Genomic DNA, 21706 nt, shown 5'->3' with positions numbered 1-21706 from the left:
TTAGCGTAAATTTGCCTTGAATTTAATATAATTTGCCCAAATTCCACACAAAGGCGAAAAATGTTAAGCAACCCAGTGTTTTTAAGCATACTTTTGATGAGTATTTTGTGTTTGCTTCGCTGTAATGTCATGCTAGCTATCCTAATCAGCGCGATTTGCGCGGTGCTAACTAGCCATATCCCGCTAATGGACGCCATAGGCTATTTCATCAATGGCAACCCGCAAACTGGCAGTGTCGGCATGGGCGGAAACTTGGAAACTGCGCTATCGTATATCCTGCTTGGTGTCATCGCAAGTGCCGTAGCACGGACAAATTTAACGGCGATTTTGGTGCGAAGCGTGGCTGGATTTATCAGCGATAAAAAATTTATTTTCATCGCTATGATTGCCTTTATTTCGTGTTTATCGCAAAATTTAATCCCTGTTCATATCGCATTTATCCCGATACTAATCCCGCCACTTGTAAAGATTATGAACTCACTAAAACTCGACCGCCGCGCCATAGCCTGCGCGCTGACATTTGGTTTGCAAACCCCGTATATGGCGTTTCCTGTGGGATTTGGTCTGATTTTTATGGGAATTATCCAAAAAGAGATGAGCAAAAACGGCATGGATGTGAGTATCAGCGATATCGCTGGGGTCATGTGGATGAGTGCCATACCTATGGTAATTGGCCTTGTTTTGGCCATGCTTTACTACCGCAAGCCACGAAGTTACACTCAAACCAAAGAGAGCATTGAGGCGCATTTTGAGGAGTTTAAAATGCAAAAACGAGAATGGGGCGTGCTAGCTGGGATTATAGTGTGCTTCATCGCTCAACTTGTCCTTAGCATGGTAATCCAAATCGACGCTGGCTCAATGCCCTTTGCCGCTTTGGCTGGAATCCTTACAATGCTACTTTTAGGTGGTATTCCATGGGGCGAGCTAGATAGTATTTTCGACCAAGGCGTGCATATGCTAGGATACATCGCGTTTTTGATGCTTGTAGCTGGCGGATTTGGCACGATTATCAAAGAAACAGGCGGTGTGGGCGAGCTAGTAAGCGCAGTGGCTAGCCTAAGCGGTGGCAAAATCGGCGGAGCCATGCTAATGATAGGCATAGGGCTTCTTGTAACAATGGGAATCGGATCTAGCTTTGGCACGATTCCGATTATCGCGACGATTTATTGTCCGCTAGCAGCTGAGCTTGGATTTAGCGTGGCTGCGACGATTTTTATCATCGGTGTGGCAGCAGGTCTGGGGGACGCTGGAAGTCCAGCCAGCGATAGCACGCTAGCCCCTACTGCCGGGCTAAACATCGACGGCGAGCATAACCATATCTGGGATACTTGCGTGCCGACATTTATATTTTTCAATATCCCGCTAATCATCTTTGGCGTAATTTTTGCGATAATTTTATAAATTTTTAGGGTTAAATTTTAAAATTTAACCCTAGATAAATTTTAAAATTTGCAGAATTAGGCAATAAATTTGGATAATCTTTCTAACTAAAATTTCTTAAATTTGCTAAAATTTTCTCACTAAATTTCAATCAAGGAGAAAATATGAAAAAAGTCCTAATTTCACTAGCTCTTGGGGCTGTTTTAGCCACCACTGCAAGTGCCAAAGGCGAAGCGGATATGCCAAAAAATGTAGTGAGTGCGTGGGATAAAACCTTTGCAAAAAGCGACAAAGTAAATCACAAAAAAGTAGCCTTCAAAAACCGCTACGGAATTGTAATCGTTGCAGATTTATACACTCCAAAAAATATGAGTGGCAAACTTCCTGCAATCGCCATTTCTGGGCCTTATGGCGCAGTCAAAGAGCAATCTAGCGGACTTCACGCACAAACCCTAGCCGAGCGGGGATTTGTAACACTAGCCTTTGATCCAAGCTTCACAGGCGAGAGCGGTGGCGATGTGCGCGACATTTCAAGCCCTGATATAAACACAGAGGATTTTAGCGCGGCTGTGGATTATCTGGGCGTGCAAGACTTCGTCGATAGAGAAAAAATCGGAATTTTAGGCATTTGTGGCTGGGCTGGATTTGCGCTAAATGCCGCTATCAGCGATACTCGCATAAAGGCCGTCGCAGTTACTACGATGTATGATATGACCCGTGTAACCGCCAAAGGATACAACGACAGCGTAGATGAAAATGCTAGGTATGAAGCCAAAAAGGCGTTAAATCTACAACGCTGGACGGACTTTGAAAAGGGCGAGGTAGAGTATTTGCCAAGCGGAAATATCGACCCTAAAACCATTACCGAGCAAACACCAAAATTTGTCGCTGACTACGCGCTGTATTATAAAACCGAGCGCGGTTACCACGAGCGCGCAATCAACTCAAAAGAGCATTTTTGGAGCAAAACAGACGCGTTAGCGCGTATGAGCGATAAAATTTTAACTTACGCAAGTGAGCTTCGCACCCCTGTTTTACTAGCACACGGCGAGATCGCGCACTCACGATATTTTAGCGAGGACGCATTTAAGGAGCTTGGAAGCAAAAACAAAGAGCTTTTTATCGTGCCAGGGGCAAGCCACACGGATTTGTATGATAAAAAAATCCCGTTTGATAAATTTGAAGAGTTTTTTAAAGCAAATTTGAAATAAATTTGGCAAATTTGGCGCGAATTTGCGCCAAATTTAACTTAAATCACCAAAATTCCAGCATTTCTCATTAAATCTAGCGCGCACTTTTCATAATACTCGCGCTCATGATTTGGCGCGTCGTATGTCGCCACACACTCGGTTGGCACGACAATGTCCTTATTAATGTCATTTTCGTTGAAATATGTGCGAAGCGCAAGGGCAAATTGCAAAACGCAAATATCCGTGCAGCACCCCGTAATCACAAATCTATCAAATTCACTCAAAATAGCCTTATCAAGGGCGTAAAAGCCGTTTGTCGAGCGTTTTTTGGTAGTGTTTTGGGGGGTGGCAAATTCGGCAAGTTCATCGATGATTTCGGCCTCTGGCGAGCCCTCGATGCAGTGCGCTGGGTAGCGTTTCATCTCCAAATCCCGCTCGCCGTGCGCGTCACAGATGAAATGCACGCCTGCACTTCTGCGGATTTGCGAAGCGATTGCAGGTGCGATTTTAGCGATGTTTGGATCTGCCATTGCGCCAAATTTCGCAAAACCATTTACCATATCGATTACAAAAACTAAATCCTTCATAAAATCTCCTTTAAAATCTCTTTTCGCTCATCTTTTAAAATATCCATTTTAGCCCGAACTAGCGAAATTTGGGCTAGATTAATACCGCAAATTTCACTTTCTTGCCCCACTCCAAGCTCGCATAAAATCTCTCCCTCAGGGCTAATCACGCACGAATGCCCGCCAGAGGCGCTGTTTAGGGCTACTAAAAAACACTGCGCCTCAATCGCCCTAGCCCGCGCAAGAGTGCGGAAATGCTCTATGCGAGAGTGCGGAAACTGTGCGATGACAAAGATAATTTGCGCGCCATTTTTGGCAAGGTAGCGGAAAATTTCGCCAAATCGCAAATCATAGCAAATCGCAAGTCCGATTTTTACGGGTTTTTCATCATGCGAAATTTCACAAAGCCCGAATTTATCGCCAGCGCGGACAAATTCGTTTTCACCTAAATTTGAAAAAAGAAAAATTTTATCGTAATGATAAATTTCACGCCCATTTTGATACACCAAGGCGCGGTTGTAAATTTCGCCATTTTCGTCCAGTGCAAGCCCAGCGATTGCGACTTTTTGCGCTGAAATTTCGCGTAAAAATTCGCGCGCTTTTTCATTTTGCTTTGCTGGAATTTGGCTAAAAATTTCAGGCGCAAATCCACTTAAAAATGTCTCAGGAAACACGATAATATCGCAATCCCTCGCCTGCGAAGCCAAATTTCGCGCATTGGATAAATTTTGCTTGTATTTTAAAATTTCGCTTTTAATCTGCGCTAGTGCGATTTTCACTTTTCTACCCCTTTTATTTTTCCAGCCCTCTCATAGCGTTTGCGTGAGTGAGCGCAACCGCGATAGCATCGGTTATATCGAGCGGTTTAATCTCACCTTTGAGCCCTAGTATTCGCTTGACCATGAAGGCGACCTGCTCTTTTGCGGCCTTTGCCTTGCCGGTTACGGATTTTTTGATTTGAAGTGGCGTGTATTCGGCGAAGTTGCCATAAACTTGCAAAATTTTTAACCCCAAAGCCCCGCGAAACTGCGCTAGTTTTAGCACGGATTGGGGATTGTAGGCGTAAAACATACTCTCGATTGCGACCTCGTCGATTTTGTGCTGCGAAAATATAAGATCAATCGCTTCTGCCATTTGTGTCATCTGAAACTGCACATTTTCGGCCTTCATTTTCACTAAACCTGCTTCGACGAGCGAAATTTTATTCACATTTTTTTCTAAAATCGCATAGCCTAAATTTCTAGTCCCCGGATCAATTCCTAAAATTTTCATCACAATCTTTCACTTTAATTCACGCCTTATTCACTTGTGAATTACTTTATAAATTTAACACAAATTTAGCGAAATTTTGCTAAAATTAAGGATTAAACAAAGGAAAATTTATGGCAGAAACTCAACCACAAGAAATTTTATTAAGTTTAGCGGGCGAAATTCCACCGCTTGATTACGAAAGATATATCAAAAATTTAAAATTTAATGAAAAAAACTCTACCTTTGAATTCTTTGTTTATCACGCAAGTAACGAGCTTGTGGCTAGATATATACAGAGTAAATACGCCGTGAAAATTAAAAATGCGCTAGTTAAAAAATTTGGCATTAGCAATATCACGGTCAAAATCACTTCAAAAGCCAAAATTTCCCCAAAAGAAATTTCAAAAATGATCCCGCAAGACAAGCCAAAAAGCACGATTGTCAATGAAAATTACACATTTGAAAATTTCATTGTGGCTGATTCGAACAAACTCGCATTTTCCAGCGCAGTCAGTGCCGCCAAAAACCCCGGCAACAAAATGTATAATCCGCTGTTTTTATACGGACCGAGTGGGCTTGGCAAGACCCATTTGCTCCAATCGATTGCAAATCACTGTATCAAAAAAAATCTAAGCGTCATTTGCGTAAGCAGCGAGGGGTTTGTAAAAGAATTTATTTCAAGTTTAGAAAATCAAACAATGGATAAATTCAAGCACAAATACCGCAACTGCGATATTTTGCTAATCGATGATATTCAGTTTTTGGTAGGCAAAAGCTCGACGATTGAGGAGTTTTTCTTCACTTTCAACGAACTAAGAGAAAAAAAATGCCAAATCGTCCTAACCAGCGACATCGCGCCAAAATACCTAAAAGGCTTTGAGGAGCGCATGATTTCGAGATTTAGCGACGGGCTAATCGCTGATATCATGCCACCAGAGTTAGAGACAAAAATCGCAATCATCAAGCGCAAAAGCGAGGAAAATAATTTTTATCTCCCAAACGATGTCATACAATACATCGCCACAAATATGGGCGATAATATCCGCGAAATCAATGGCGCAATAAACAAACTAAACGCATTTTCATCAGTTATAAAAGTCAAAATTGATTTACCATTTGCCAAAATCGTACTTCAAGATCATATCAAAGAACACTACCAAAATGTCGATTTGGAGCAGATTATAAGCGTGATTTCAAAAGAGCTAAATATCAAACCAAGCGAGCTAAAAAGCAAAACAAGGGCCAAAAATGTCATCGAAGCGCGCCAAATTTGCATATATTTAGCCAAAATTTTAACCAAAAATTCAATGCCAAAAATCGCGTCGTATTTCAATCTCAAAGATCACAGCGCCATTAGCAAAAATATCAAAAAAATCAACGAAACGATTGAAAAAGATGAATTTTTTAAAATCAAAATCGAAGAGTTAAAAAACAAAATAACCCAAAAGGAAAATAATGAAAAAATATGAAATAAAATCAAAATTTGTGAATAATGGTGAATAAAATGGCAAATTTAATTCACAAAGCAAATTTCGCTAAATTCAGCATTTGCGCGGGGTATTCACTAAATCCCACACTCTACTATAACAAAAACAAAAATTTAAAATTTAAAGGACAGCTATGAAAGTCATAATTGCAAAAAAGGTTTTAGAAGACATTGTTTCAAACACCAATCCTTACCTTGACAAAAAGGATTTAAGCTCGATTACTTCTCACATTTTAATCAGAGCTAGAAATGGCGAGCTTAGTATCAAGGCCACAGATCACGAAATCGGCCTTAGCTATATTTTGCCTTATGCTATGATCGAAGAAGAGGGCGAAGCCACAGCCAATGGCTCAAAACTTCTTAGCGTAATCAAGGGTTTGGGCGATGAAAATGTCACATTAGAGACAATGAACGGAGCGCTTTTTGTAAAACAAAAAAAGTTAAAATACAAACTCCCTATGTTTGACTCAAAAGATTTCCCAAATTTCCCTACAATCGAGGGCAAAAATAGCTTCAATGTAAATGCTTTGGTGCTTGGCAGAAGTCTTAAAAAAATATACTCTTCAATCGATACAAACAACCCAAAATACGAGCTAAATGGAGCTTTGATTGATGTAAAAGACGGGTATTTAAATTTAGTCGGAACCGATACTAAACGCCTTAGTGTCTTTGTGCTAAATACAAATATGGGCGAATTTGCCAAAAAAGATACCCAAATTTTAATCCCTAAAAAGGCAATTGGCGAAATTCAAAAACTATTTTCAGATAAAATCGAAATTTATTATGACGAAAATGTCCTTTTAGCAGTGAGTGAAAATTTTGAATTTTTCACAAAACTAATCAACGGAAAATTCCCAAATTATGAGCGCGTAATCCCAACTGAGACAAATTTTAAAGTGATTTTACCACGAGATAAATTTGTCGGCGGCGTAAAAGCAATCAACGCAATGTGCGAAGAAATGAAGGTTACAATTAAGCCTGATGGCATTATTTTTGAGAGCATTAACGAGGATAATTCTGAGGCAAAAGCCGAAATCGAGGCAAATATCGCAGTTTCATCAAATTTGATTTTTGGCGTTAAAAACAGATTTTTACTCGATTTTCTAAACAGCGTCGAGGACGATATGTTTGAGCTAGATTTTAACAACTCAGAAACAGCATTTGTGCTAAGCTCAGGCGAGCTAAAAACGGTCGTAATGCCGATTAATAAAATTTAAGAAATTTAAGGGAAAATTTAATGGAACAACAAAATTACGGTGCAGGAAATATTAAAGTTTTAAAAGGTCTTGAAGCAGTTAGAAAACGCCCAGGAATGTATATCGGCGATACAAATATCGGAGGACTACACCACATGATTTATGAGGTTGTGGATAACTCTATCGATGAGGCTATGGCTGGGTATTGTGATACTATCGATGTAGAAATCACGCGCGAAGGCAGCTGTATCGTCACAGATAATGGCCGTGGAATCCCAGTAGATATGCACCCCACAGAGCATTTGCCAGCAGCGACTGTGGTTTTGACCGTTTTGCACGCTGGTGGTAAATTTGACAAAGACACTTACAAGGTAAGTGGCGGACTTCATGGCGTGGGTGTGAGCGTCGTAAATGCGCTCTCATCAAAGCTAGTTTTGACAATCAAACGACAGGGAAATATTTATCGTCAAGAATTTGCAAAAGGTAAGCCAACTACTGATTTAGAAATCATAAAATCCACAAACCGCACTGGAACGACTGTGGAATTTTGGCCAGATGGCGAAATTTTTGAAATTTTAGAATTTAATGCCGATACTTTGTCAAAAAGATTTAGAGAATTAGCATATTTAAACCCAAAAATTACCATAAATTTTAAAGACCAAAGAGACGGCAGAAATGAGAGCTTTCATTTCGAGGGCGGATTAGAGAGCTTCGTAACTGATATGAACAAAGCCTCACCCGTTAGCAAGGCAGTTTCATTTAGCGATAGCGTCGAAGATGTCGCTGTGGATATCGCGCTAATGTATAATTCAACCTACGATGAAAAATTATTAAGTTTCGTAAATAATATCAAAACACCAGACGGCGGAACGCACGAAGCTGGATTTAGAGCGGGACTAACTCGCGCTATCACAAACTATATCGCAGCAAACGCAGCCGCACGCGAAAAAGACACCAAAATCACCGGCGATGATGTCAGAGAAGGTCTAATCGCAGTCGTAAGCGTCAAAGTGCCTGAACCGCAATTCGAGGGGCAAACTAAGGGCAAACTTGGTTCGAGCTATGTCAAACCAATAGTGCAAAAAATGACCTTTGAGGTGCTTTGCAAATATTTCGAAGAAAACCCAAACGAAGCACGAGCGATTATGGAAAAGGCTCTTTTAGCAGCCCGTGGTCGCGAAGCAGCGAAAAAAGCGCGCGATTTAACGAGAAAAAAAGATAATATAAATTCAGTCGGCACACTTCCAGGAAAGCTCGCTGATTGTACCAGCAAGGATGCTAGTATGAGTGAAATTTTCCTTGTCGAGGGCGATAGTGCGGGCGGATCTGCCAAAGGTGGTAGAGATAGGGAATTTCAAGCGATTTTGCCTTTGCGCGGTAAAATTTTAAATGTCGAAAAAGCGCGCTTGGATAAAATTTTACAATCAGAAGAAATCAAAAACATGATAACCGCCTTTGGTTGCGGTGTGGGTGAGGAATTTAATGCAGAAAAACTTCGCTATCACAAAATCATTATTATGACAGATGCCGATGTCGATGGTAGCCATATCCAGACCCTGCTTTTGACATTTTTCTTCCGCTATTTGCGTCCGATTATCGAAAATGGCTATGTTTATATCGCTCAACCGCCACTTTTCAAATACAAAAAGGGCAAAAAAGAAATTTATCTAAAAGATGAGCGCGCACTGAGTGAATTTTTGATTGAAACTGGTATTGATATGGGCGAATTTGAGGGAATTGGCAACCAAGATTTAATTGATTTTCTAAAAATCGTTTCAAACTACCGCTCACTTTTAAACGAGCTTAAAAAGCGTTTTAGCGTCATTTCTGCGATTAGGTATCTAATCGAAAACGACGAAGCGCGCTCTATGGAATACAATGCGCTTTTTGAAGTGATTAAAACGCGTTTAGAGAGCGAGGGATTTAATATTTTAAATTCAAATGTCAGCGAGAGTGAAATTCGTATCTATGTCCAAACTCCAAATGGTTTGGAGCAACTAAATATCAACGAAGCCTTGCTTACAAATCATATTTTTGCCGAAGCGATCCGTGTATATGGGCTAATCAAAGAGCGTGAGGTCGATTTTGGTAGGGATTATATCGAGGTTTTGGACGAGATAGAGCGAAATTCGAAAAAAGGTGCGTATATTCAACGCTACAAAGGTCTTGGCGAGATGAACCCAGATCAGCTTAGAGAGACCACGATGAGCAAGGAAAATCGTCGTTTGCTTCGCGTGGGTATAGCTGATGCGCAAAGCGCTAGCGATACATTTAACCTTTTTATGGGTGATGAAGTGGAGCCTAGGCGAAACTATATCCAAGACCACGCAAAAGATGTTAAGAATTTGGATATTTAATGGGTAAATTTATCGAAAACGAAGTAATTTTAGTCTCAGAGCAAAAAGAGCGCGAAACCAGATTTATAACGGCACTTAAAATTTCAGTGCCTTTTACACTCCTGCTTATCGCTTTTGGATATACGATGTTCAAAAACGGTGAGTTTAATAGCGATGATGTGATACTTTTTTCGCTACTTTTGATTTGCTATGTGTATTATGTAATTTATCAAATTTACTTTGGTTTTAAAAAGACGCTAATCGATCCAGTCAGCCATGTATTCGTGCGCGATGAGATCGAGCGAATTTTAAAAAAGCAGATGAAAAAAAACAAAATCAATCATGTGGTTTTGCTTCGTATCAAAAATATCGCCGATATCAACGATAGATATGGTTATCAAAACGGCGATGATATTTTGTATAATTTTTGCAAAGAATTTGCGAAATTTATGGCAAATCAGGGTTTTAAAAATTTGCATATTGGGCGTTTTATCAACGGCCACTTTATCTTTGGGCTTAACGGCAAAATGGCGAATTTAACGCACATTTTGAAGATGTTCGAGCATAAAATTTCAAACCAAAGCATAAACAATATCGAGATTAAAACCGAATTTGAAATCATGCCTACTTCGTATGACAAAAATCTCAGCAATATCACAAACGCGCTGTTTTTTAAGATAAATCGCAAAGAGGTCGAAGAGGAAAAATCCAGCGAAAATATTGATTTAAATAAAATTTTGCTCGATGATTTTAACAAAGATGTTGTTGATGCGATTGACAATGAGAGTTTTAGCTTTAAATTTCAATATGTCGCCGATAAAAATGGCGTCAAATCGCATATAAACTTAATCCCAAAACTAGATCTCAGAACCGGCGATAAGGTTACAAAAAGCCGAATTATCGATATTTTGCACTTTAATAATTACGATATCAAATACGATATTGCGATGATTAAGCAAATTTCGCGCATTATCTATTTTAAAGATATCGAGCATAAAATTTTTATCGAAATCATGCCTCAGACACTGCGAAATGCCGAGTTTCGCAACGAAATTTTAAAGCTAATTGATAATAATCTAATCGATCCAAGCAAGATTGTTTTGGAATTTAACGAGGAAGAAATTTACTCCGAAACAAAGCGATTTGCCGAAATTTTGCTTAAATTTAAAGAGCTAGGATTTAGCTTTGGACTTAGCCAGTTTGGCGGTGCGAACGCGAGTTTTGAGTATTTTAAATTTTTCGATATTGATTTTGTGATTTACGATATCGAGTATAATAAAAATTTAGGCAACGAAAAAATAAAAAATGTTTTTATGAAACTAAACGAAATGTGCCATAAATCGGGCATTAAAAGCATTATTCGCTTCGTAGATAAGCCGAAATTCCAAGACGAACTCTACGAGCTTGGGGTCGATTTCGTGCAGGGTTTTTGCGTAGGCAAACCAGAAGATATTATAAATTTAAGGAAATAAAATGCGTTATGGCGAAAAAGAGATAAAAGAATTTGACATAGAAAAAATGGAAATTTGGCCCAACAAACACGAGCATGATTATTTGATCAAAATCACGCTTCCAGAGTTTTGTTGTCGCTGTCCGCGCTCAGGATATCCTGACTTTGCGACGATATATTTAGAATACATACCGAATAAATTTGTCGTAGAGCTCAAAGCAATCAAACTCTACATTAACTCATTTATGGATCGCTACATCTCCCACGAGGACAGCGCAAACGAAATTTACGCTACCTTGCAAGAAAAATTGCAACCAAAATACCTAAAAATCGTGGCTGACTTTAACCCACGCGGAAATGTGCATACCGTGATTGAAATAAATTCGGATAAAATTTACAAATGATAAGTTCAAATTTAGTAGAAAAAATCTTTAAAAGTGCGAGTATTTCGCGCTGGAACGACTACCCAAAAATGGTAAATTTAGTCGAGCTTGACAAACAAGCGCACAAATTTATCATTGCCTATTTTATCGCTAGTTTCGAGCGCGATATTGATATGAGCTATGTTATTGAGGCTGGGATTTTTGATTTTCTCTCACGCATCGTAGTAACCGATATCCGCCCAGATGTGTTTCACCAAATTCAAAAAAGTAAAAAAGATCAAATTAACAAATGGGTTCTCTCACAGCTCGAAAACGACCTTTCTAGCGTGCAAGATGGCGAATTTTTGAAACGATTTATAGCCTATCAAAACGGCTACTCGCACGAAAAAGAAAAGCTCATTTTAAAGGCGGCAAGTTATCTGGCTACGAGGTGGGAATTTAATATCGTTTATCAAACTAGCCAGTTTTTAAACGATATCGAAGAGCTTAAATTCAAGGTCGAAGAGGAATTAGAGGATTATTACGAGCTAATCGGCGTGCGTAAAATCGTAATGAATAAAAAACTAGCCCGAATTGTAGATCTTAGCGGTAGGCTAAGGTTTCAAAAGCGCTGGGCGCAAACCCCACGCATACCTGAGACTAGCGTGCTAGGCCACATGCTAATCGTGGCGATATTAAGCTATTTTTACTCGCTAAAAGTCGGAGCGTGCAAGAGTAGAATTTTTTATAATTTTTACTGCGCGCTTTTTCACGATCTGCCTGAAAGCCTTACCCGCGATATCATCAGCCCCGTAAAATACGGCGTGGCTGGGCTTAGCGACATCATCAGCGAATACGAAATGCGCCTAATAGATGATAAAATTTTGCCCTTCGTGCCAGAGCATATCAGAGATGAGTTTAGCTATATTTTGGGTATTAGAAACGACGGCGAGAAATTTATAAAAGATGAGTTTGAAAACAGAATTTATGAGCTTGGCGGTAAGCCAAATTTCGCAGACGGCTCGCTTGGTGCGTATAACGAGGATAAATTTCGCGCAATTGATGGCAGAGCGCTTAAATTTTGCGATAAACTAGCCGCGTTTTTTGAGGCTGGAATTTCGATAAGTTATGGCGTAAAAAGCAAAGAATTAGTCAGTGGCTACAACTCAATGCTCGAAAATTTTAAGAGAAATAAAAGTATAGAAGGCGTCGATTTTCACAGCGTTTGTGATGATTTCATCGAAAATTTTGGATTGGATAGGGTTGAGTTTTAAAACCCCTTCCCAGATGACTGCGGCACACGATAGGTAAAAGTGCTCTGCTGTGTTCCCACCCTGAAGCGGTGTTTTTAAAAACCGTTGCACAGGTCTAAGAAAGGGCGAATTGGATTATAATTAAAAGTTTCTTAAAATAAGGTTATAAATGAATTTAAAAGATTATATTTTTTCGGTTTTTCGTGAAATTTCGATTTCTCACCACCGCTCTATCGAATTTAGAGCGAAAATTTTCGCTGCAATGTTGCTTGCTAAAAAAAAGCAAACCGATGAGGATTACGAAAACCTGCGCGAAATCGCAAGTGAAATTTACAGCGACGATTCGCGCAGAGTGGGGGTTTTGGTATCGATTGTAAGCGAATATATCCAAAAAGCTCATACCTACAAAAGCCTAAATCTAGACTCACTTCTAATCGAAATTGATCGAGATTTAAAAAACGTGCCTCGTTATGTCAAAAAGATCGATTTTTCGCACCTTAGACGCCTCATTAGCGATGATGAAAACGACGCTTTAATCCAGCAAAGAGTGTATGAGTATTTGGTAAATGAGGTCAAAGAGTATTCTTAGAATTTAAGAATTTTTAGTGTATAATCATCAGTTTTTAAACATAAAATTTTGGAGTAAAATTTGGAAAATATTAGAAATATCGCAGTTATCGCCCATGTCGATCACGGAAAAACCACTATCGTAGATGAACTTTTGAAACAATCAGGCACATTTAGCGAGCACCAAGAGGTCGGCGAGCGCGTAATGGACAGCAACGATATCGAAAAAGAGCGTGGAATCACGATTTTATCGAAAAACACAGCTATTCGCTACGGCGATACGAAGATCAATATCATCGACACCCCAGGCCACGCGGATTTCGGTGGCGAGGTCGAGCGCGTGCTAAAAATGGTCGATGGCGTTTTATTGCTCGTCGATGCGCAAGAAGGCGTAATGCCTCAAACCAAATTTGTCGTTAAAAAGGCCCTATCTTTGGGACTTCGCCCAATTGTCGTGGTAAATAAAATCGACAAACCAGCCGCAGATCCAGATCGTGTGGTAAATGAGATTTTTGACCTTTTTGTCGCACTTGATGCCAACGACGAACAGCTCGAATTCCCAGTCGTGTATGCTGCGGCAAAAAACGGCTATGCTAAACACAATCTAAGCGATGAAAATGTCGATATGAAGCCACTTTTCGAGACGATTTTATCTCATGTGCCAAGCCCAAGTGGTAGCGATGAAAACTCTTTGCAACTTCAAGTCTTCACCCTTGATTACGACAACTATGTCGGTAAAATCGGTATCGCGCGCATTTTCAATGGTAGAATTTCAAAAAATCAAAGCGTAATGCTTGCCAAGGCTGATGGCACAAAGGTAACTGGCAGAATTTCGAAGCTTATCGGATTTAACGGCTTGGAGCGTATTGATATCGATAACGCCGGCACTGGCGACATCGTCGCTATCGCTGGATTTGACGCGCTCGATGTAGGCGATAGCGTGGTAGATCCCGCAAACCCTATGCCACTAGATGCACTTCATATCGAGGAGCCAACTCTAAGCGTAATTTTTAGCGTAAATGACGGGCCGTTAGCGGGAACTGAGGGTAAATTTGTAACTTCAAACAAAATCGATGAGCGCTTGGCAGCGGAGATGAAAACAAATATCGCAATGCGATACGAAAATGTCGGCGAGGGTAAATTTAAGGTTAGCGGTCGTGGTGAGCTTCAAATCACGATTTTGGCTGAAAACATGCGCCGTGAGGGATTTGAGTTTTGCCTAGGTCGCCCAGAGGTCATCATCAAAGAAATCGACGGCGTGAAATGTGAGCCGTTCGAGCACCTAGTAATCGACGCTCCTGATGATTGCACAGGCACAGTTATCGAAAAACTCGGCCGCAAAAAAGCCGAAATGAAGGTGATGAACCCAACAGGCGATGGCCAAACTAGAATCGAGTTTGAAATCCCTGCTCGTGGGCTAATCGGATTTAGAAGCCAGTTTTTGACCGATACTCGTGGCGAGGGCGTTATGAACCACAGCTTTTTGGAGTTTAGGCCGTTTTCAGGCGCGGTTGAAAAACGCCAAAATGGCGCGCTAACTAGCATGGAAAATGGCGTCGCGCTGGGATATAGTTTGTGGAATTTGCAAGATCGTGGCGTGCTATTTATCGCTCCACAAGCCAAGGTTTATGTCGGTATGATTATCGGCGAACACAGCCGTCCAAACGACCTAGATGTCAATCCAATCAAAGGCAAAAACCTAACAAATGTCCGCGCTAGCGGTAGCGATGATGCGATTAAGCTAGTTCCGCCAAGAAGCCTAAATTTGGAGCGCGCATTAGAGTGGATCGAAGAAGATGAGCTAGTCGAGGTTACTCCGATAAATATCCGCGTGCGCAAACGCTACCTAGATCCGACGACGCGCAGACGCATGTCGAAAACTAATTCGTAAATTTTAAAATTCGTGCGAAATTTGGCTAAATTTTGCACGAATTTTGCTCAAATTTTTTCTAAATTTTACTTCTTAAATTCCGCTATCGCAACCTTGAAATACTGCCCTTAAAATTTTCTTTTTGCTGTCATTGCGAGCGAAGCGAAGCAATCCAGAGAAATTCCGTTGAATTTTGAAATTCAAAATTTAGTCAAATTCGCTTTTAAGTGTCATTGTGAGCCGTGCGAAAGCTCAGCGTGGCAATCTACAAAGTCGAAATTAACGGCAGGGCAAATGGCAGAATTTTGAATTTCATTAAATTTGACTTTTAAAATTCTGCCATTTGCGCGGTTAGAATTTTAAATTTTGTAGATTGCCACGCCAGCAAAGCGGGCTCGCAATGACACTTAAAAAACAAAATTTAGCGAAATAAAAATTTCGGCGCAGGTATTCCAAATTTGCGATAGCTAAATTTTGCCTGCAAAATTTGGTAAATTTCCCGTAAATTCGGCTATTAACACACCATAAAATTTCCGAATTTTTATTCTAGTTTTGTAAAATTTAGCCAAAAGGATTTTTATGAAATTAGTTTGTTTTGACTTCGACGGGACGATTACCAGAGATGATTCGTTGCTCGAATTTATCGCCTATGTCGTGGGGTTTAAGAAATTTTTCCACGGGATTTTTAGGCTTAGCCCTATTTTGCTGGGCTACAAGCTTGGGCTGTGTTCGAATAATTTCACGCGCAGGCGGTTAATGGTGCATTTTTTCGGCGGTATGAGCGTGGATAAATTCGCCAAAATTTGCAAAAAATACTCCACCACGCACATTGAAGATATTATCAAATTTGAAGCCATGGCAAAAATCAAAGAATACATCGCAAATGGCGATAAGGTCGTCATCGTAACGGCCTCCTTGGAGGACTGGCTAGCCCCTTGGTGCAAAGAAAATGGGCTCGAACTTTTGGGCACAAAAATTGAGAAAAAAGGTGGCGTAATCACCGGCGAAATCGAGGGTCTAAACTGCTACGGGGCGCAAAAGGTGGCGCGCATAAAAGAAGCTTATGATTTGAGCGAATTTGAAAAAATCATCGCTTATGGCGATAGCAGAGGCGATAAAGAGATGTTAGAATTCGCTGACGAGGCACATTTTAGGGCGTTTGAGTGAAATTTTGCTAGTGCAAATTTGGGATACTGCGTCGAAAATCTAATAAAGGAGAAAAAATGAAAAAAATTTTAATCCCAAGCCTTGTGGCTATGGGTTTTGTGTGTGGGTATGCGGATGAAGGGCCAAGAAGCTATGAATACTTCGCGGCAAACTTGCAAATCGCTAAGGCAAGGGTGCAAGAGTGCGCGAAAACGGGCTCTGTGGCTTATATAGACGCGGTCGAGTGCAATAATGCTAGCAACGCCGTAAGCGAAGCGAACGAAAAAATTATGGCAAAGCTCCCGCGCGAAAGAGTAGAAATTTTAAATGGTTTAAGAAGGATTTCGGTCTTGCTAGATGATTTTTACGCATACCACACTGCTATGGGAAAATTTGAAAACCAAGTTGAGCAAATGACAAATATCCCAAACCCTATCGCCGTAGCTGGTAAAAACTGCGCCAAATACGCTACCATTGGCTCCCACGAAGTAGAAATCGCAATAGACAAAAATGACGAAATTTGCAAAGGGCTTGCTAGCGAATTTGAGAAAAATTTCGGGCAAAATAGTGCGTTTTCGCGCAAAGAAAATAGCGAAAAAAGCGATATTTGGACATTTGATGTTACGAAAAAATCTAGTAATTTTTACTATATTTTCTTAAACGCTGTGGAGTAACTTAGAAAAATTTCGCTTCGCAAACCTAAATACTGGCGCGGGAATTTTGAATTTGGCGATTGTTTCGAATTTTGCAAAGCAAAATTCTCGCAATGACACTAAAAAGCAAAATTTAAAAATTCCGCGCCAAATTTCAAATTTAAAATTACAAATTTCACGCTTCCGTAATTGCGATTTTGACAAGTTGCGAAAATTTCACACCTTTAAGTCCGCCGATTTTGGCGCTAAATTTCTCGATTTCGCCCATTTTGCCACGCACATTTATGGTCTCTAAGCAGTTGTCGTGATCGACATGGATATGGTTCGTGCAGACAACATCGATTTTAGCGTGGTGTTCGAGCTCGATTAGGTTTTCGAGCAGGTCGCTTTGGTGGTGCGAATACGCTATACAAATCACGCCAAGCCCCTCTTTGTCGCTGTTTTCCTCGCTCCATTTATCGCTGACGATTTTCTCGCGGATTAGGTCTCTGATATACTCGCTCCTGCTAGGATAGCCCCTACTTTGCACGCGCGAGTTTAGCTCGTCAAAGAGCTCCTCTGGCAGTGAAACGCTAAATCTGATTACATTATCCATTTTCGCCCTTTTAATTTTCTTTTTTCTTGACCCTAAGCGAGGCTATCGAGGTGCCGTCCATCGCAAGCACGGTGTAATCGCAGTTTTCGTCGCTTATCTCATCGCCATTTTCTGGCAAACGACCAAAGAGATTAAAGACATATCCGCCGATTGTGAGCTGTTCGGTTTCATCGTCAAATGCAATTTCCATTATCTCCTCGACATTTTCGATCTCGAAGCGACCTTTAAATTCGTAAGTATTATCGTCAATGCGGGTGAAATTTTGCTCTATATCGTCGTATTCGTCTTCGATCTCGCCAAAAATTTCCTCGATTATGTCCTCCATGGTCAAAAACCCAGCCGTTCCGCCGTATTCGTCGATGACAAGGGCGGCGAAAATGCGCTCTTTATTCATCATTGATAAAATTTTCGTTATCGGGGAGTTTTCTGGCACGATAATGAGTTTGCGCACGATTTTATCGAAATTTTTCTCGCCGTTTTGTTGCATGATATCGCGGATATGGATTAGTCCTAGCACCGTGTCTTTGCCTCCGTCGATGTATGGGAAGCGGGTAAATTTCGACTCCAAAACTACGCGGTAATTATCCTCGTAGCTTTCGTTTTTATCTAGGCAGACCATATCCTTGCGCGGAGTCATAATCTCCTTTGCCACAGTATCGCCAAAATCCACGGCGTTTTTGATGATTTCGGTCTCCACGCTATCTAGCACACCGCCTTTTAGGCTTTCGCTAGCGATGATTTTGATCTCTTCTTCGGAGTGGGCGACTTCACTATCTTTGACCGCGCGGATTCCAAAGAGCCTAACCACGCTTGATGCGACGAAATCAAACGCCTTAATCGCAGGCAGACACAAAACCCAAAAACAATAAAGCGGTCTAGCTATCCAAAGCACGATTTTTTCGGATTTTGCGATTGCGATTAGTTTTGGGGCCTGCTCGCCTAGGACGATATGCAGTGTCGTAATGATACTAAACGCGATAATCACAGCCACGGTATGCACGCTAGCCTCGCCTAAATTTAGGCTAGCAAGTGGCTTGCGGATTAGGCTAGCTACGGCTGGCTCGCCTATCCAACCAAGGGCAAGGGAAGCAAGCGTAATGCCGATTTGGCAGGCGCTTAGGTAGGTATCGATTGAGTTTGTCATTTTTAGAGCGAGTGAGGCGTTTGCGACCTTGTCTTTGACGAATTCTTCGAGTTTTGAGCGTCGAACTTTAACAAGGGCAAATTCAGATAAAACAAAAAAAGCATTTAAAAAAATTAAAACAAAAGCGAGAAGTAACATAAAGACCGAACGATCCGTGTCCAAAATTTAATCCTTTGAATTTAAAATAAAATGCAGATTATAGCAAAATTAAACTAATTTTCACAAATTTTTTTAAATTTTAAAAGTGCGGAATTTTGAAATTTGGCTGGTGCGAAATTTCACAAATTTCGCACCGATGAAGCTTACGAAGCTATTTTTTACCTTTTTTGGCTTGTTCGTATAGTGGCATGACAACCGGGATTGTTTTTTCTAGGTTTTTGATACGGGTTTCATCGCCTGGGTGAGTTGAGAAAAACTCAGGCGTTTTGCTGCCACTTTCTAGTTTCGCCATTTTGCGCCATACATTTGGGGCTTCGTTTGGATTGTATCCAGCGCGCGCCATAAGCTCTAAGCCCATGATATCGGCCTCTGTTTCGTGCGAGCGAGAAAACGGCAGACTAAATCCATACTGCCCCAAAATCGCTAATCCAGTCGCGCCCAAATCCCCTAGCCCAGCGGCTTGCGCGCCGATTGAAATGCCTAGATTTTTTATAGACTCTGTGCTTGCTCGCTCTCGTGAGTGTTCGCGAAGAGCATGAGCGATCTCGTGTCCTACGACAGCTGCTAACTCGCCATCAGTTAGGCTAAGCTTATTGATAATGCCTGTATAAACGGCAATGCGACCGCCTGGCATGCACCACGCATTTACGGTCGGATCTTCGATGACATTTACCTGCCAGTTCCAGTTGCGTGCATCTGGTCTGAAAACGCCTACTTGGTTAATCAATCTATTTGAGACTGTTTTTACTCTTTGGGTTTGTTTGGCGTTGGTGTTTAGCTTTTTTTGGCTTTTTGCTTGGCTGATTACTTGCGTGTATGAGCTTGCTGCTGCCTTGTCAAGCTCGGCTTCACTTACCGTGAGTAGCTGGGTGCGATTTACCCCCACAGCGCCACCTTGGGTCGTGCTAGCACAACCGCCCAAAAAAATCGTGGCGAAAATCGCCAAAATTAAGGAAAGTTTTTTCATCTTTTCTCCTTTGAAATTTGAAAATTTAAATTCGCCAAATTTTAGCCAAAATTTTTAAAATTTCATTATAATTGAGTAAAAAAGGAAAATTTATGAAAAAAAATCTATTAGTTTTTATCCTCGCTCTGCTCGTTGGTTTGGGCGTTGGTGTGTATATGATGGGCGGGACTAACACTCACGGGGACGGCGGAAATGGCGAATTTAGCGCAGGCGAGCATTATTTGGTTTTGGATAAACCGCTAAGCGTGGATAAGGGCAGTTTCGTGACGATTTCTAGCTATGCTTGTCCGTTTTGCTATAAATATTATCAAAATGTCCTGCCCGAAATTTTAGGCGAGATCCATGCTACTTACGAGCCGTTTCACATGCACGCTATGGGCGAATTTGGCGTGAGTGCGAGTAAAATTTTGGCTGTGGCGAGAGTTTTGGATAAAAGAGAAAATATCGCCCCAAACTCGCCAAATTCGAAATTTAAGAAAATTTTATTTGCATATTTTGAAAGCTATCACGACAAAAAAGAGCGCCCAAGTGCCGATATGGACGAGATGAAATTTTTGCAAACGGGCTTTGAAGCAGGCGGTATTACGCGCGAAATTTATGAGAGAGAATTGCAAAATAGCGAAGTTTTAGAGCTACTTGGGCTTTGGGACGAGGGCTATGATGTCGCACTTATTCAGGGCGTGCCAGCCTTCGTGGTGGGTGGTAAATACCTCATAAAAACCGAAAAAATCGCCTCCACAGCCGAATTTGCGAAATTAATTGATTATTTGGCGAGCAAAAATGAGTAGATTGCTATTTAAAATTTGCGCGTGGCAAAACAGCGCGAAGCCTTGGATTTATCTGATTTTTGTCTGCGCACTTTTAATCATTATCGCGCACTATTTTTTCCAAGAATACCTATTTATGGCGCCTTGCGAGCAGTGTGTGTATATCAGGCTAGCATTTTTTGTGATATTTTTTGGCGCGATTTTAGGCACGATTTGCGGGGGAAATTTGCTACTTAAATTTTGCGCTTATGGCGTGTGCTTTGTGGGCGCGCTTTATGGAATTGCCCGCTCAATCCACCTATACAAGGTGCATAGCGCGATTTTAGGTAATCTGCCTTTTGGCGTGCATGGTTGCTCGTTTAAGCCAAATTTCCCGCTAAATTTGCCCCTTGATGAGTGGTTTGCTAGCTTTTTTAAGCCAACTGGCGATTGTGGCTTAGACGCGCCCATAGTCCCAGCAGGAGTTAGTCTAGATCCTATTCAGAGCTTTTTTGTAAATTTGTATTCGCAAGGCTGGTATTTAATCCCGGGCGCGAAATTTGGCACAATGGCTGAGTGCATGATTTTAGCTTTTGGCGTGATTTTAGCGGTTTTATTTGTGATGATGAGTGCGCAAATTTACGCTATGTTTTCAAAGAAAATTTAGGGCAAAATTTTAAAATTTTGATGATCTAATTTTTGGATTTTTTTATTTTTGATTAGCTTATTTACAGCCACGGAGACATTTTGGCGTGGGGCTCCGACGAAGCTTGCGATTTCGCTAACTCCGCCATTGACATGTGCTATATCGCCGTTTGCGATTTGAAGTAAAAATTTATAAGTTCGGGTTTCGACGCTATCAAAAACCAGCTCTTTTATCACATTTTTTTGCATTGTCATGTTTTTCAAAAACGAGTTAAAAAGATAAATCGCAAAGTCTTGATTAAACTCAAACAGATCAATCACGGTGGATAAATTTGCCTCTAAAATTTCAGCGTCTTTTGTGATTTCAAATGACGAAAAAGTATCGACTAGCACGAAAGAACCCGCCCCGAAGTAGCTTAGCACATACTCCCTGCCACTTTCGTGGTAGGTATTTAGTTTGCCCTCGCCTTTTAGGATTATCATAAAAAGCTTTTTTTGAGCGTAAATCATCGAGCCTTTTTGATAGGAAATGCGTCTGAATTTATCCAAATCCTCTTTGCCGAAAAACGATAACTCCTCGCCTTCAAAAACCCCTGTCGTCCTAGTCCCCATAAAATGCCTTTTTATTTTTATTATCTCACAAAAAGGTTAAGTATCGATAATAAAAACTAAATTTGTCATAAAAATGACAAATTTTTATTTTTGTTTTTTATAAAATTTCGCAAATTTTATAAAAGGAGAAAA

Annotated in this window: 21 protein-coding genes and 1 other RNA gene; 14 read left to right on the top strand and 8 right to left on the bottom strand. The window is 40.7% G+C overall.

The window, feature by feature from the left end; genetic code table 11:
• Positions 1–60 precede the first annotated feature (60 nt).
• Both OFO12_RS06250 and OFO12_RS06245 read left to right on the top strand, forming a co-directional pair.
• Positions 61–1401: a Na+/H+ antiporter family protein gene (locus OFO12_RS06250; protein WP_270869866.1), complete on the top strand. Its 1341-nt coding sequence runs from the start codon at positions 61–63 to the stop codon at positions 1399–1401.
• Between the two features lie 218 nt (positions 1402–1619).
• Positions 1620–2591, top strand: coding sequence for an alpha/beta hydrolase (locus OFO12_RS06245; RefSeq protein WP_270869934.1), 972 nt, complete (start codon positions 1620–1622; stop codon positions 2589–2591).
• Positions 2592–2629: 38 nt separating this feature from the next.
• Here OFO12_RS06245 and OFO12_RS06240 read toward each other — a convergent pair whose 3' ends face one another.
• Genes OFO12_RS06240 through ruvC form a run of 3 tightly spaced genes read right to left on the bottom strand, consistent with a single transcriptional unit; the run spans position 2630 to position 4408 of the window.
• Positions 2630–3157 carry a cysteine hydrolase family protein gene (locus tag OFO12_RS06240; RefSeq protein WP_270869865.1) on the bottom strand — a complete coding sequence of 176 codons (528 nt, stop codon included), beginning with the start codon at positions 3155–3157 and terminating at the stop codon, positions 2630–2632.
• Complete coding sequence (locus tag OFO12_RS06235) at positions 3154–3915, bottom strand: nitrilase-related carbon-nitrogen hydrolase (RefSeq protein ID WP_270869864.1); 762 nt, start codon at positions 3913–3915, stop codon at positions 3154–3156. Before OFO12_RS06235 ends, OFO12_RS06240 begins: the two co-directional genes overlap by 4 nt.
• A 13-nt stretch (positions 3916–3928) precedes the next feature.
• Complete coding sequence (ruvC, locus tag OFO12_RS06230; protein ID WP_270862630.1) at positions 3929–4408, bottom strand: crossover junction endodeoxyribonuclease RuvC; 480 nt, start codon at positions 4406–4408, stop codon at positions 3929–3931.
• A 110-nt stretch (positions 4409–4518) separates the two neighbouring features.
• Between ruvC and dnaA the strand changes: the two genes are divergently transcribed.
• From dnaA to OFO12_RS06200, 6 genes are all read left to right on the top strand, one after another.
• A complete protein-coding gene (dnaA, locus tag OFO12_RS06225) occupies positions 4519–5856 on the top strand; it encodes a chromosomal replication initiator protein DnaA (RefSeq protein ID WP_270869863.1) in 1338 nt (445 codons plus the stop codon).
• A gap of 151 nt (positions 5857–6007) precedes the next feature.
• Positions 6008–7090, top strand: coding sequence for a DNA polymerase III subunit beta (gene dnaN / locus OFO12_RS06220; RefSeq protein ID WP_270869862.1), 1083 nt, complete (start codon positions 6008–6010; stop codon positions 7088–7090).
• A 20-nt stretch (positions 7091–7110) separates the two neighbouring features.
• Positions 7111–9426: a DNA topoisomerase (ATP-hydrolyzing) subunit B gene (gene gyrB, locus OFO12_RS06215; protein WP_270869861.1), complete on the top strand. Its 2316-nt coding sequence runs from the start codon at positions 7111–7113 to the stop codon at positions 9424–9426.
• Positions 9426–10877 (top strand): EAL domain-containing protein, encoded by a 1452-nt coding sequence (locus OFO12_RS06210; RefSeq protein WP_270865701.1) that lies wholly within the window; start codon positions 9426–9428, stop codon positions 10875–10877. Before gyrB ends, OFO12_RS06210 begins: the two co-directional genes overlap by 1 nt.
• Before the next feature lies 1 nt (position 10878).
• The gene (gene queF / locus OFO12_RS06205) at positions 10879–11259 is read left to right on the top strand and encodes a preQ(1) synthase (protein ID WP_270869860.1); all 381 of its coding nucleotides are present in this window, start codon (positions 10879–10881) and stop codon (positions 11257–11259) included.
• The gene (locus OFO12_RS06200) at positions 11256–12491 is read left to right on the top strand and encodes an HD domain-containing protein (RefSeq protein WP_270869859.1); all 1236 of its coding nucleotides are present in this window, start codon (positions 11256–11258) and stop codon (positions 12489–12491) included. The genes queF and OFO12_RS06200 overlap by 4 nt, the downstream gene beginning before the upstream one ends.
• 3 nt (positions 12492–12494) lie before the next feature.
• On the opposite strand, the gene ffs is transcribed toward OFO12_RS06200, so the two are convergent.
• An RNA gene (gene ffs / locus OFO12_RS06195) (signal recognition particle sRNA small type) lies at positions 12495–12592 on the bottom strand.
• A gap of 47 nt (positions 12593–12639) precedes the next feature.
• Here ffs and OFO12_RS06190 point away from each other — a divergent pair.
• From OFO12_RS06190 to OFO12_RS06175, 4 genes are all read left to right on the top strand, one after another.
• The gene (locus tag OFO12_RS06190) at positions 12640–13059 is read left to right on the top strand and encodes a hypothetical protein (RefSeq protein WP_270869858.1); all 420 of its coding nucleotides are present in this window, start codon (positions 12640–12642) and stop codon (positions 13057–13059) included.
• 60 nt (positions 13060–13119) lie between these two features.
• Positions 13120–14928: a translational GTPase TypA gene (gene typA / locus OFO12_RS06185; RefSeq protein ID WP_270858640.1), complete on the top strand. Its 1809-nt coding sequence runs from the start codon at positions 13120–13122 to the stop codon at positions 14926–14928.
• Positions 14929–15486: 558 nt separating this feature from the next.
• On the top strand, positions 15487–16074 hold the full coding sequence (locus OFO12_RS06180) for an HAD-IB family hydrolase (RefSeq protein ID WP_270869857.1): 588 nt from the start codon (positions 15487–15489) through the stop codon (positions 16072–16074).
• A gap of 56 nt (positions 16075–16130) precedes the next feature.
• The gene (locus OFO12_RS06175; protein ID WP_270865703.1) at positions 16131–16727 is read left to right on the top strand and encodes a hypothetical protein; all 597 of its coding nucleotides are present in this window, start codon (positions 16131–16133) and stop codon (positions 16725–16727) included.
• Positions 16728–16881: 154 nt separating this feature from the next.
• Here OFO12_RS06175 and nikR read toward each other — a convergent pair whose 3' ends face one another.
• From nikR to OFO12_RS06160, 3 genes are all read right to left on the bottom strand, one after another.
• Entirely contained in the window at positions 16882–17301 is a 420-nt protein-coding gene (gene nikR, locus OFO12_RS06170; RefSeq protein WP_270869856.1) for a nickel-responsive transcriptional regulator NikR, read from the bottom strand.
• Between the two features lie 10 nt (positions 17302–17311).
• Positions 17312–18583 carry a hemolysin family protein gene (locus tag OFO12_RS06165; protein WP_270864646.1) on the bottom strand — a complete coding sequence of 424 codons (1272 nt, stop codon included), beginning with the start codon at positions 18581–18583 and terminating at the stop codon, positions 17312–17314.
• A 172-nt stretch (positions 18584–18755) separates the two neighbouring features.
• Positions 18756–19571, bottom strand: coding sequence for a M48 family metallopeptidase (locus tag OFO12_RS06160; RefSeq protein ID WP_270869855.1), 816 nt, complete (start codon positions 19569–19571; stop codon positions 18756–18758).
• A 92-nt stretch (positions 19572–19663) separates the two neighbouring features.
• Here OFO12_RS06160 and OFO12_RS06155 point away from each other — a divergent pair, with 92 nt between their 5' ends.
• Both OFO12_RS06155 and dsbI read left to right on the top strand, forming a co-directional pair.
• Positions 19664–20359 (top strand): thiol:disulfide interchange protein, encoded by a 696-nt coding sequence (locus OFO12_RS06155; protein ID WP_270869854.1) that lies wholly within the window; start codon positions 19664–19666, stop codon positions 20357–20359.
• Positions 20352–20984: a protein-disulfide oxidoreductase DsbI gene (gene dsbI / locus OFO12_RS06150; RefSeq protein ID WP_270869853.1), complete on the top strand. Its 633-nt coding sequence runs from the start codon at positions 20352–20354 to the stop codon at positions 20982–20984. Before OFO12_RS06155 ends, dsbI begins: the two co-directional genes overlap by 8 nt.
• Here dsbI and OFO12_RS06145 read toward each other — a convergent pair.
• Positions 20981–21574, bottom strand: a complete 594-nt coding sequence (locus tag OFO12_RS06145) for a Crp/Fnr family transcriptional regulator (RefSeq protein WP_270868644.1) — start codon at positions 21572–21574, stop codon at positions 20981–20983. The two genes, dsbI and OFO12_RS06145, sit on opposite strands and share 4 nt — an antisense overlap.
• Positions 21575–21706 lie beyond the last annotated feature (132 nt).

This window comes from Campylobacter sp. JMF_04 NA10, from assembly GCF_027737655.1.
Classification (GTDB): domain Bacteria; phylum Campylobacterota; class Campylobacteria; order Campylobacterales; family Campylobacteraceae; genus Campylobacter_B.
Note: the sequence above shows the minus strand (reverse complement) of the source record. Positions and strands in the feature narration are given on the sequence as shown.

Excerpts from the sequence above, each read along its gene's own strand:
- dnaA (WP_270869863.1), top strand. The coding sequence starts at position 4,519 with ATGGCAGAAACTCAACCACAAGAAATTTTATTAAGTTTAGCGGGCGAA.
- OFO12_RS06250 (WP_270869866.1), top strand. The coding sequence starts at position 61 with ATGTTAAGCAACCCAGTGTTTTTAAGCATACTTTTGATGAGTATTTTG.
- nikR (WP_270869856.1), bottom strand. The coding sequence starts at position 17,301 with ATGGATAATGTAATCAGATTTAGCGTTTCACTGCCAGAGGAGCTCTTT.
- OFO12_RS06145 (WP_270868644.1), bottom strand. The coding sequence starts at position 21,574 with ATGGGGACTAGGACGACAGGGGTTTTTGAAGGCGAGGAGTTATCGTTT.
- OFO12_RS06210 (WP_270865701.1), top strand. The coding sequence starts at position 9,426 with ATGGGTAAATTTATCGAAAACGAAGTAATTTTAGTCTCAGAGCAAAAA.
- OFO12_RS06245 (WP_270869934.1), top strand. The coding sequence starts at position 1,620 with ATGCCAAAAAATGTAGTGAGTGCGTGGGATAAAACCTTTGCAAAAAGC.
- OFO12_RS06180 (WP_270869857.1), top strand. The coding sequence starts at position 15,487 with ATGAAATTAGTTTGTTTTGACTTCGACGGGACGATTACCAGAGATGAT.
- dnaN (WP_270869862.1), top strand. The coding sequence starts at position 6,008 with ATGAAAGTCATAATTGCAAAAAAGGTTTTAGAAGACATTGTTTCAAAC.
- queF (WP_270869860.1), top strand. The coding sequence starts at position 10,879 with ATGCGTTATGGCGAAAAAGAGATAAAAGAATTTGACATAGAAAAAATG.
- OFO12_RS06200 (WP_270869859.1), top strand. The coding sequence starts at position 11,256 with ATGATAAGTTCAAATTTAGTAGAAAAAATCTTTAAAAGTGCGAGTATT.
- OFO12_RS06240 (WP_270869865.1), bottom strand. The coding sequence starts at position 3,157 with ATGAAGGATTTAGTTTTTGTAATCGATATGGTAAATGGTTTTGCGAAA.
- ruvC (WP_270862630.1), bottom strand. The coding sequence starts at position 4,408 with ATGAAAATTTTAGGAATTGATCCGGGGACTAGAAATTTAGGCTATGCG.
- OFO12_RS06190 (WP_270869858.1), top strand. The coding sequence starts at position 12,640 with ATGAATTTAAAAGATTATATTTTTTCGGTTTTTCGTGAAATTTCGATT.
- dsbI (WP_270869853.1), top strand. The coding sequence starts at position 20,352 with ATGAGTAGATTGCTATTTAAAATTTGCGCGTGGCAAAACAGCGCGAAG.
- OFO12_RS06175 (WP_270865703.1), top strand. The coding sequence starts at position 16,131 with ATGAAAAAAATTTTAATCCCAAGCCTTGTGGCTATGGGTTTTGTGTGT.
- OFO12_RS06155 (WP_270869854.1), top strand. The coding sequence starts at position 19,664 with ATGAAAAAAAATCTATTAGTTTTTATCCTCGCTCTGCTCGTTGGTTTG.
- gyrB (WP_270869861.1), top strand. The coding sequence starts at position 7,111 with ATGGAACAACAAAATTACGGTGCAGGAAATATTAAAGTTTTAAAAGGT.
- OFO12_RS06165 (WP_270864646.1), bottom strand. The coding sequence starts at position 18,583 with ATGTTACTTCTCGCTTTTGTTTTAATTTTTTTAAATGCTTTTTTTGTT.
- OFO12_RS06160 (WP_270869855.1), bottom strand. The coding sequence starts at position 19,571 with ATGAAAAAACTTTCCTTAATTTTGGCGATTTTCGCCACGATTTTTTTG.